The organism is Clostridium sp. AM54-37XD, assembly GCF_003478225.1.
Lineage (GTDB): Bacteria > Bacillota > Clostridia > Lachnospirales > Lachnospiraceae > Coprococcus > Coprococcus ammoniilyticus.
Window position 1 is genome coordinate 36138 of sequence record NZ_QUEV01000016.1, and the last position, 10847, is coordinate 46984.

A 10847-nucleotide genomic window follows, 5' to 3' on the forward strand; every position below is an offset into this window, starting at 1 on the left:
TATCTTCTGTCAGTATTCATTATATAATGAATAAAATAGCTCTTACTGGATCGTTAATAGATCATCAACTGATTTTCTTGGCGGCATCTCCGGTGCAAATACCGGATATCCCATTGCGATAACAGTGGCAACTGTCTGTCCTTCCGGCACACCTACGATCTCTCCAACTTTCTTATCATCAAATACTCCAAGGATAACCGTTCCGATTCCCTTCTCATGTGCTGCAAGACAGAATGTCTGGGCTGCGATACCGGCATCGAACATCTCCCATCCGGCACCTTTGCTTGTACTGAAGCTTCCATCTCTCTCATATCCACAAATACCGTTCTTCTGTGTCACAACCATCAACTGATGTGCTCTGGAAACTGTCTTCTCATTTAATGCAAATCCCATCACGCCTTCTTCTGCGATCTTCTTGATCTTCTCCGGATCAGAAACACTGATGTAACGGATCGTCTGTGTATTCTTCCAGGATGGTGAATAGGATGCGAGTTCTACCAACTCACGGATCACTTCATCCGGAATGATATCCTCTTTGAATTTTCTTACCGACCTTCTTGTCTTAATACATTCTAATGCTTCCATGTTATATCCTCCTGTATTTTTATAAATATCTTTTGTATCTTCTTACATATATCGCAAGTATAACTCACTCAATGTATTCGATAAATCATCTCATTATCTGTTACAGATCACTTACCTGCAAAATATGCATCTATACCATCTGCAATTCCCTTTGCAAGCAGGTTCTGATAATCTGATGTTACAAGTTTCTGGTCTTCTTCTGAATTCGTCATATAACCAATCTCAACGATCGTAACCGGAACCTTACACCAGTTAATTCCACTCATGGAATCTGTCTCCCAGACACCCTCGCTGTTTGCCCCTGTTGCTGCTGCCATTCCGCTTAATACATCGGCAGACAACCGTTTACAGGAATCATAGATATCTGCATTGTATGGATTGTCCTTTGTCTGGCATACCGTCATGACACCACTTGCATTTGTATCTGTGGAACCATTGGCATGGATCCTTATAAATGCATCTGCATTGTCACTATTTGCAAGTTCGGCTCTTGCCGCATTACTGATATCGACATCATTGGATGTACGGATCATCTTCACAGTATAGCCTCTTGCCTCTAATGCACTCTGAAGCTTTAACGCTACCTCAAGATTCAGTTCATATTCCTCTGTACCGGTTGTAACACCTGTATTACCGGCTGAAACTTTTGCTTTCTTATCTTCCGCACCGGGACCTACCGGCTCTGTATCCGTATTCGGCGTTGCCTGATGACCTGCATCAATACAGATCAGCTTGCCTTCGCCAACATTGCTTGTCTCCTGTGTTGATTCTTCTGTGCTGCTGTCATCACCACTGGATGCTGCTCCTTCTGCCTTAACAAATTCCGAATAAACATAATAGGTTTCACCTGTAATGGATACCTTGCTCCATTCATCGTTATACCCGATCCGGTCAAGTTCTACACCATCTGCAAGCTGCATTGCAGGATCTCCATCCGTGGATGGTGCTGTTCTGACATTTACATAATCAGTCGTTGTCACCTTGTCATTTACGATCGTAAATCCTTCTTCATCCACCTGTGCTTCCGTCGTCGCTTCTGTTGTATCCTCTGTGGATGCTACATCTTCAGAAGCTTCTGTTGAACTCTCGGTGGTCGTCTTTTTTCCTGCATCCTTTTTCCCACAGGCTGCAAGTACAAATACTGAAAGAATGATCATCATACATACAAGTAGTGTTCTGTAAACCTTCTTCATAAGTAACCTCCGTCCATATTTCTATATACTTACTGTTTATTATCGCATAAATACAGCTCTATTTCAACCAAAAAGCGACAAGCAGACGCTTCATGGACTCATAGTCTGACAAATGTGCCATTTCACATGCGGAATGCATAGCAAGTACCGGCATTCCCATATCGACTGCCTTTGCCGGAAGATAGGATGAAACGATCGGACCGAGCGTGGTTCCACCCGGCATTCCTGTCTTATTGACCGTACGCTGAAACGGAACTCCTACATCCTCACAGAGCACCTGAATTACTGCAGCAGCCTCGCTGTCTGTCACATATCGCTGAGATGCGCTGCTCTTTAAGACAACCCCATTTCCAAGCAGTACCCGGTTGACCGGATCGGATTTCTCCTGATAATTCGGATGTGTTCCATGTGCCACATCAAGAGAGATCAAAAATATCTCCGGAAGCAGCTCCTGTATGGTGCGTCTCTCTCCGCTGTCTTTTAAGATACGTTCCGTTATCATCCGAAGCAGTCCGGAATCTGCTCCCTGTTTGGACAGACTTCCGATCTCCTCGTTATCGAAGAATACTCCAATACTGAGATTCGTATCAGATCCATCTGCTTCCGAAATTCTTTCATCTGGCGATGCAGCTTCTGTTCCCTTACCTTTTTCTTCTTGCCACTTATTGCCGGTCTGTGTAAGAGATTCCAGAATAGCACTAACGGAAGATACATTATCAATTCTCGGTGATGTAAATAAGCCACTGTCTCCGATCATTTGGCAGGAATCACAATTATATAAATACAGATCATAGTCTAATATATCCGCCTTATCGATCTGAAGTTTTTCTGCAACCTCATCTAAAAAGCTATGCGGCTCATCCTTCTTCCAAAGCCCAAATACCGGGATCAGTTCTTTCTGAGGATCTAATTTTGTCTCTGAATCTCCTCGTTTCAGATGCGGTGCAAGACTCGGTATGATCGCAACCGGCTTCTCCGAATCATATAATCGTACCTCCGGATGAAATGCATCACTGCCTTTTACCACTACCTTGCCGGCAAGTCCCAGTGGACGGTCAAACCATGTCTTCATTAACAGTCCGCCATAGGTCTCTATATTCAACATATGATATCCGCCTTTTTCCATATCGGCTGACGGCTTTAACTTCAGCATCGGAAAATCCGTATGGCTGGTTGCTATCCGGATATGCTGCAGCTGCTTTGGCAGATGAAATGCGATCATTACAGAACTGTATGGTCTGACGTAATAATCTGCTCCTGCCTGAAGCTTCCATTTATCCTCTAACTTAAGCTCGGAAAATCCGTGTTCTTTCAGATATTCTTCTCCGTGCTTTACAACATGGAACTGGGTCATTCCGTTTTCTAACATATATTTTAATAAACCTTCCTGTTCCGGTTTTCCTGATGTGCGGTCAACTTCTGTTTTTCTTTTTTCCATATGCTCTGTTCTCCTGTCTTTTTACTCTGTTTTTCATTGTACACCTTTTTAGTTTTTCTTGCTATTTTGTTTTTATGTGTATATAATGTTGTTACACACTTTAACGCGTTAAATCTCAAAAAGGAGAAACAGCTATGAATGCATTTAAAATTGGTTTTATCGGTCTTGGTCTGATCGGTGGATCGGTGGCAAAATCTATTCACCGTATTTTCCCAAACTATACGATCATCGGCTATGATGTCAACACTGCGACCTTAAAAGAAGCGCAGGAGGATGGCACCTTAGATCATTATACAACAAATATCAGTGACATCGCAGACTGTGATTATATCTTTCTGTGTGCGCCGGTTCATTATAATATTGAATATCTGAAAACTTTAAAACCACTGATCTCTGATTCCTGTATCCTATCTGATGTCGGCAGTGTCAAATCCGATATCTACGATGCTGTAAAGGAACTGGAACTTGGTTCTCATTTCATCGGTGGTCATCCAATGGTCGGATCGGAACGCTCCGGCTACGATGCAGCAACCGACCGTCTGATTGAGAATGCTTATTATTTCATTACTCCATCTCCGGATGCTCCGGCAGACCGCGTGGAGGAATTTATGACATTTATCGGCGATCTGGGTGCTATCCCGATCCGGTATTCCCCGGACGAGCATGATAAGATCACTTCCTATATCAGCCATGTACCGCATGTGATCGCAGCGTCTCTGGTCAATCTGGTACGGCATGCCGATTCTCCGGACGGAATCTTTAAATCTCTGGCAGCCGGAGGTTTTAAAGATATCACACGAATCGCATCCTCAAATCCGGTGGTTTGGGAGCACATTCTCCTCAGCAATCCGAAGAACATCGTGAATGGATTGAAGGAATATATTGAGCTTCTAAATAAAATGATTTATGATATTGAAAGAAATGACGCAAAGGACATCAATGCTTTCTTTGAGTCATCCAGAGAATACCGAGATTCAATCCCGAACAATACAAGCGGTGTTATCCGTATGCAGTATGAACTCTTTGTCGATATCCCGGATGAACCGGGCGCTCTGGCAAAGGTTACGGTACTGCTTGCTGATGCAGGCATCAATCTGAAGAACTTCGGAATCTCCCATAATCGTGAAGACGAGGAAGGCGTTCTACGTTTATCCTTCTACGATACGGATGCATGCCGGAAAGCATTTGACCTTCTTGCAGATGCCGGATACCGTTTATACAACAGATAAGACTACATAAAAAGGAAATGGACGATATAGCGTCCAGACAGGTAACACATTATGATATTTTCCAAAAGAACAGGATTAAAAGGAACCCTTACGATCCCCGGAGATAAATCCATCTCCCACCGTTCGATCATGCTTGGATCACTGGCAGATGGTATAACCGAAGTACATGGATTCTTAAACGGTGCCGACTGCATTTCTTCTATGAACTGCTTCCGCGAAATGGGTGTAACGATCGACCACAATGGGGATACCGTTATCATTCACGGTAAAGGGCTTCATGGTTTGCAGGCTCCGAAAGAAACTCTCGATGTTGGCAACAGCGGAACAACTACCAGACTGATGTCCGGAATTCTTGCGGCACAGAATTTCAAGAGCCGCGTGATCGGTGATGCATCGATCTGCCGCCGCCCAATGAAACGAATCATGACCCCGCTCTCTCTGATGGGCGCTGATATCGTCAGTGAAAATGGAAATGACTGTGCGCCGCTTCTGATCACCGGAAAGCCATTACATGGCATCCACTACGATTCACCGGTTGCTTCGGCACAAGTCAAATCTTGTATTCTTCTTGCCGGTCTGTATGCCGACGGCGAAACCAGTGTAACCGAACCATATGTATCCAGAAATCATACGGAGCTGATGTTCGATGCTTTCGGTGTCGATATCAAGACCTCCGGCACAACCGCAATTGTAAAACCTGCGGATAAATTATACGGTCAGAAGATCATGATCCCGGGAGACATCTCCTCGGCGGCTTACTTTATCGCAGCCGGACTTATCACACCGGATTCCTGTATCACGATCAAGAATGTGGGTATCAACAATACCCGTGATGGAATATTAGAAGTTGTAAAAATGATGGGCGGTACGATCACCTACGACCGACTGGATCAGCCGGGTGAACCTGCTGCAGACATCACAGTACAGACCTCAGATTTAAAAGGCTGTGTGATCGAAGGCTCCCTGATTCCGAAGCTGATCGACGAGATTCCGATCATCGCCATCATGGCATGCTTTGCAAAGGGACAAACCGTTATCAAAGATGCACAGGAACTGAAAGTGAAGGAATCAAACCGGATCGATGTTATGGTGAAGAACCTTTCCGCTATGGGCGCAGATATTAGCGCTACCGATGATGGCATGATCATCCATGGCGGCAAGCCGCTTCACGGCGCTGTCATCGACAGCCACCTCGACCACCGCATCGCCATGAGCTTTGCCATTGCCGGACTTAACGCCGACGGCGACACAGAGATTCTTGGCAGCGACTGCGTAAACATCTCCTACCCGACCTTCTATCAGGATCTCGCCGGATTGAAGTAAACAGGAATAAGCGAATCATTATTAAGCAGGATATGGTTTTTATAAATAAAAAAGCCCTGGCACTGTTATTACACAAGACACTTCCGTTCTAGTCCTTGTGCAGTGGTACATAAGGCTGCACAATACGCAGCCTAAGTACCAGCCTCGGACAAGGCTTGTTTCATAACAGTGCCAGGGCTTTCTTATTTTCTTCTCTTTGTTCCAGCTTAATAATAATTCGCTCATTCAATTTGACTATCAGCATCTCTTAGCTTTGCAAGTTCAAACATGGGCTTGGTGCTGACAATTCGTGCAAACCTCATAACGAAAACTTCGCTTATGTCTTTTGTACATAGCAGGGCAGCAGGATTTTTAATGTAATTTTCTTATATAAAATATCAATTTAACTCATCCCAGCGTCCGACGGTTTCAAATCGCTGCAATACAGAAGTTCTGTAAAATACATTGTGACTCATCTGATTGGCGAATTAATTTTGACCTGAAGCTGTGCATAAAAATATTGCCGGGTTGTTATATACACAAGACATTAGTTGTATTTTCGTTATGAGGTTTGCACTAGCTGTCAGCATCAAGCCCATGTCTGAACCCATAAGGGTGAGTTTGGGCGACTGCTGACAAATCAGCGTGCGAACCGAATAGAAAATATACTTGTCTTTGTATATAACAATCTTGGCAGTATTTATGTGCAGCTCAGGTCATAACTAAATATCAACCAGATGAGCGCAAGGTATTTTACAGAATCAACATGGCATCGCCGAAGGAGAAGAAACGATAGCGTTCTTCCACTGCTACCTTGTAGGCTTCAAGAATCTTCTCACGGCTGTAAAGTGCTGATACCAGCATCAACAACGTGGATTCCGGCAGATGGAAGTTCGTGATCAATCCATCGATGGCTTTGAACTTATAACCCGGATAAATGAAGATATCTGTCCAACCGCTACAGGCACGAAGCATACCATTCTCATCGGCTACTGTTTCCAGCGTTCTCGTACTGGTCGTTCCAACTGCAATGATTCGACCGCCATTTTTCTTTGTCTCATTGATCGTCTCTGCTGCTTTCTCATCGATCACATAGAATTCCGAATGCATATGATGATCCAGAATGTTATCTTCTTTTACCGGACGGAATGTTCCAAGTCCGACATGAAGCGTCACATGTGCGATCTTGATACCTTTTCCCTTAATCTCCTCTAAAAGCTCCTTTGTAAAATGAAGTCCGGCTGTCGGTGCTGCCGCAGAACCTTCATGCTCTGCATAGACCGTCTGATAACGGTTCTTGTCTTCCAGTTTATGTGTGATATATGGCGGAAGCGGCATCTGTCCAAGTTCATCCAAAATCTCCTCAAAGATTCCCTCATATTCAAACCGAACGATACGATTTCCTTCTTCCACAATATCAATGACTTCACCAACCAGTTTACCACCACCAAAGATGATCCTTGCACCAACTCTGGCTTTCTTTCCCGGTTTTACAAGTGTCTCCCAGGTACAGTCATCCAAGCGCTTCAATAACAGTACCTCGATAGCTGCCCCGGTTCCTTCTTTCTCGCCGATCAGTCTGGCAGGAATAACCTTTGTATCATTAATAACCAGACAGTCGCCTTCTTTCAGATATGATATTACATCATAAAAATGTTTATGTTCGATGGTTCCTTCTTCTCTGTTTAAAACCATTAATCTCGAATTATCACGCTTTAAGAGTGGGTCCTGTGCGATCAACTCCTGAGGCAGATCATAGTAAAAATCTGATAACTGCATTTTCTTATCCTCCTTAAAACTCAACTATGATAATGCCACGTTTTATGTCTAAATGCAAGGAAGAAAAACAAAGAATAAAGCAGGCAGCAGATAACTAAACAAGTGCCAGGTACAAATAAACAAAATTCTATTTATACCTGACACCCATCTTTTCAAATGCAGCATTATCCTTCTACTAAAATATACATGTTACCTGTTCTGCCTATGTCTTTATCCTATAATTGCCTTAATTTCAGCTTCGCTCATATCGGTTACATCCATGATCTGCTCTAAGGAGTAGCCTTTCTTATGCATTTTCAGGATAATATCGGCTCTTTCTTCCGTTCTTCCAATAACCTTGCCTTGTGCTTCACCCTTGACTATTCCAGCGGCTTCGCCCTTGGCATATCCCATCTCTTCTACGCCTTCACTCAGATTACACATAACGCTCACCTCTTCCTTTATACCATTTCTGTCTACCGGTATGTCATACTCCTGTTTCATAAGCTTTAATTTTTGTTCTGCCGTCATTGTCTGTGACAATAGCGTTCCAAGCAATCGATGCAATTCATATTGTTCTTCCTTTGGCGGAATCTCCTTTGCCAGCCCGATCATCACAATGTTAGGGATATCCAGATTGCCTTTCCAGTCCTGTTCGCCAAGTAAATCATCCTTTACCATATGAATATGACTCAGACTGTTCTCTTTCATATTCATACAGATCCAGATGGAATACACCTGTTTGATCTCGTTATAATCAGAACCCGTAAATTCCCGCTCTTTCTGGGATGACACCAGTCTTGCAGTGTAAAAGATTGCCCGATTTAAGATATGATATTTTGTCGGTTCATTTTTCTGGGCCTCCAGATTGATGATCATTTTTGCCAGTCCATCCCGCATCCGTACATAGAAGATAATATCAAAATATACCTTTCCTTCATCAATCTCAGAATTCTCAGTATTCAACCCGACAATTCGTTCACCGGTTCTGGCATCCACCGTATCTTTGTTCGTTAATCCGGGTTCAACCGGAATCTGGCTGATATACGGTTCCCCTTCGATCAATGATGCAACCGTATCTGCATCCATACCTTTAAATTCATCTACTACCCTGATCAGTATATGCGCCAGTATGATCTTCTGTCCAAGCAGCCGCTTGGCACTAGCATCATACTGTGCTTTCTGATCAGTAGCCTTGGAGGAATATACAATTTCGTTATTCATGTTCCCTCTCCTTTCCCGATAGAACAGAATAACATGCATATTTTAGCTTTGTATATTGCCTCCGTCTCTCCAAGTTTGATTGTAACGGATATCAGAAAGGAAAACAAGTTTATAATTATTTAATCTTCCATGTCTTTACATATCCGATGGATTTCTTTTTCAACTGTTTCTTTAAAGCTGTCTTTGCTTTCTTTGTGCCTTTCACAGTAATGGTTGCTTTCTTATTAATGCCCTTGAACGCATTCTTACTGATGGTCTTAAGCTTTCCTGCTGTAACTGTGATCTTCTTCAGATTCTTACAACCGGAGAATGCTTCTTTACCGATCTTCGTTACATTACTTCCGATCGTGACCGTTGTCAGCTTCTTGCTACCCTTGAATGCTTTATCGGAAACCGCAGTTACTTTATAAGTAACACCTTTCACTTTTACCGTTGCAGGAATGGTCAGCTTCTTGGCTTTCTTATCAGTAAACTTCGTAATTGTAACAGTCGGATTCTTCTTCGAAGATGAAGTTACCTTTACCTGGAGCTTCTTAGATGAAATGGTAAGAGTTGTGCCTTTCTTCGCCGGAGTTCCAGACGCGGGTGTTGCGTTTTTTCCAATTAATTTGACTGGTATATTATTCTCTATGGCATATTTATGCACTGCGGAATTCTTATAACAGGAGATTGCAAGACTATCGCAGCCACGAAACACATCATAGTCTATGCTTGTTACACTTTTTGGAATCGTTATACTCTTTAAACCGCTACAGTCCCCAAATGCACCCAATCCTATACTGGTCACACTTTTCGGAAGCGTTATACTCTTTAAACCGCTACAACCCACAAATGCATACGCCTCTATACTGGTCACACCTTCCGGTAGCGTTATACTTTTTAAGCCTCTACAACCTGAAAATGCATTCCATCCTATACTTGTTACCTTCTTGCCTCCAATCTTTCCCGGAATCACAAGCTTTGTCTTATTCCCTGTATACCTGGTAATAGTAATTCCACTTTCATTTTCTTCATATGTTAGATTGCCATATGATTCTGCTTGCGATGTCATACCGATTCCTCCACACAGCAATACACACAGAACCAGTCCCAAGCCTGCATAGATCAGGCTTTTTATCTTCTTTTGTATCATTTTTCTTTCATCCTCCTTGCTCATTCCTTGCAAATTTCTACAGTATCTTTACTTATTATCGGTCGACCCGTCCTTTTACCTCTCACCTCTCATTGCGCTTCATATTTATTCATCAATATCCCTGCTCTATTTTTTCTAACCGGTACAGGCTGAAAAAACGGCATAAATATTATAAAAAAAAAAAAGTCGTCAATATGCCAGGGGAAATTAATAAAAATATTCTGCAAATATGCAAGTTATTACATCCAGACATGCTGTTTGTTACATCAACCGTTTTTTCATTCCTTTTTCTGGTATGGTTATGTTGTCGACAAAACAGGCGCCGGATATTACGAGGAATTAAATTTATGTACAATGAAAATGAAAAAAGAAACATTGCTGTCTCACAGAAAGGCAATGCTATACAGCCTGCCGCATTAAACATCCATCAGCTTTTCCCATTCCGGACCAAAGATGAATGTCTATTAGAATTAAAGAAGAATCCATCCGTTTACCGGACATATCTGAACTGGCCTGACAAATGGAAAAACCGTTTTCTGGAATTCATGGAAGGCAAGAAAAGTCTGCCATTGACCTATGATCCATTTTTCAAGAAACTGTTCAACCCAGATGTATACCCGGAACGGTTATCACGACTGATCAGCAGTATCATCGGCACAAAAGTAACCGTAAAATGTATCCTGTCAAATGAGGACAGCATGCTGCCATCAACCTCTCTCCTGCTTCTGGATATCATTGTTCAGTTAGAAGATGGTTCGATCGCAAATGTGGAGATCCAGAAGATCCCATACACCTTTCCGGGTGAGCGGATGTCCTGCTACTCTGCTGATCTTCTACTTCGCCAGTACACCAGAGTAAAAGGGGAAAGAGGAAGTATATTCACCTATCAGGATCTGAAAACCGTTTATACGATCGTGATGTTTGAAAACAGTCCAAAAGAATGTAAAGATCCCGAATTATCCGATATCTATCTGCATCATGGAAAG

9 protein-coding genes are annotated in these 10847 nt (G+C 42.8%); 3 read left to right on the plus strand and 6 right to left on the minus strand.

Annotated features, from left to right (window positions below):
* Positions 1-42: 42 nt before the first annotated feature.
* The 3 genes from DXA07_RS12330 to DXA07_RS12340 form a co-directional block, all read right to left on the minus strand.
* Positions 43-585 (minus strand): nitroreductase family protein, encoded by a 543-nt coding sequence (locus DXA07_RS12330; RefSeq protein WP_008401292.1) that lies wholly within the window; start codon positions 583-585, stop codon positions 43-45.
* A gap of 107 nt (positions 586-692) precedes the next feature.
* The gene (locus DXA07_RS12335) at positions 693-1778 is read right to left on the minus strand and encodes an N-acetylmuramoyl-L-alanine amidase (RefSeq protein ID WP_118484801.1); all 1086 of its coding nucleotides are present in this window, start codon (positions 1776-1778) and stop codon (positions 693-695) included.
* 58 nt (positions 1779-1836) lie between these two features.
* Positions 1837-3216: a M18 family aminopeptidase gene (locus tag DXA07_RS12340; protein ID WP_118484803.1), complete on the minus strand. Its 1380-nt coding sequence runs from the start codon at positions 3214-3216 to the stop codon at positions 1837-1839.
* Between the two features lie 134 nt (positions 3217-3350).
* Here DXA07_RS12340 and DXA07_RS12345 point away from each other — a divergent pair, with 134 nt between their 5' ends.
* Complete coding sequence (locus tag DXA07_RS12345; protein ID WP_117808787.1) at positions 3351-4445, plus strand: prephenate dehydrogenase; 1095 nt, start codon at positions 3351-3353, stop codon at positions 4443-4445.
* Between the two features lie 51 nt (positions 4446-4496).
* Positions 4497-5768 (plus strand): 3-phosphoshikimate 1-carboxyvinyltransferase, encoded by a 1272-nt coding sequence (aroA, locus tag DXA07_RS12350; RefSeq protein ID WP_118484805.1) that lies wholly within the window; start codon positions 4497-4499, stop codon positions 5766-5768.
* Positions 5769-6500: 732 nt separating this feature from the next.
* Here the strand turns inward: aroA and queA are convergent.
* The 3 genes from queA to DXA07_RS12365 form a co-directional block, all read right to left on the minus strand.
* Positions 6501-7526: a tRNA preQ1(34) S-adenosylmethionine ribosyltransferase-isomerase QueA gene (queA, locus tag DXA07_RS12355; RefSeq protein ID WP_117823326.1), complete on the minus strand. Its 1026-nt coding sequence runs from the start codon at positions 7524-7526 to the stop codon at positions 6501-6503.
* A gap of 210 nt (positions 7527-7736) precedes the next feature.
* The gene (locus DXA07_RS12360) at positions 7737-8729 is read right to left on the minus strand and encodes a hypothetical protein (RefSeq protein WP_118484806.1); all 993 of its coding nucleotides are present in this window, start codon (positions 8727-8729) and stop codon (positions 7737-7739) included.
* Positions 8730-8844: 115 nt separating this feature from the next.
* A complete protein-coding gene (locus DXA07_RS12365; RefSeq protein WP_118484808.1) occupies positions 8845-9861 on the minus strand; it encodes a leucine-rich repeat domain-containing protein in 1017 nt (338 codons plus the stop codon).
* A 347-nt stretch (positions 9862-10208) separates the two neighbouring features.
* Between DXA07_RS12365 and DXA07_RS12370 the strand changes: the two genes are divergently transcribed.
* Positions 10209-10847: PD-(D/E)XK nuclease family transposase (locus DXA07_RS12370; RefSeq protein ID WP_182429593.1), on the plus strand; the 639-nt coding region annotated here is incomplete at its 3' end.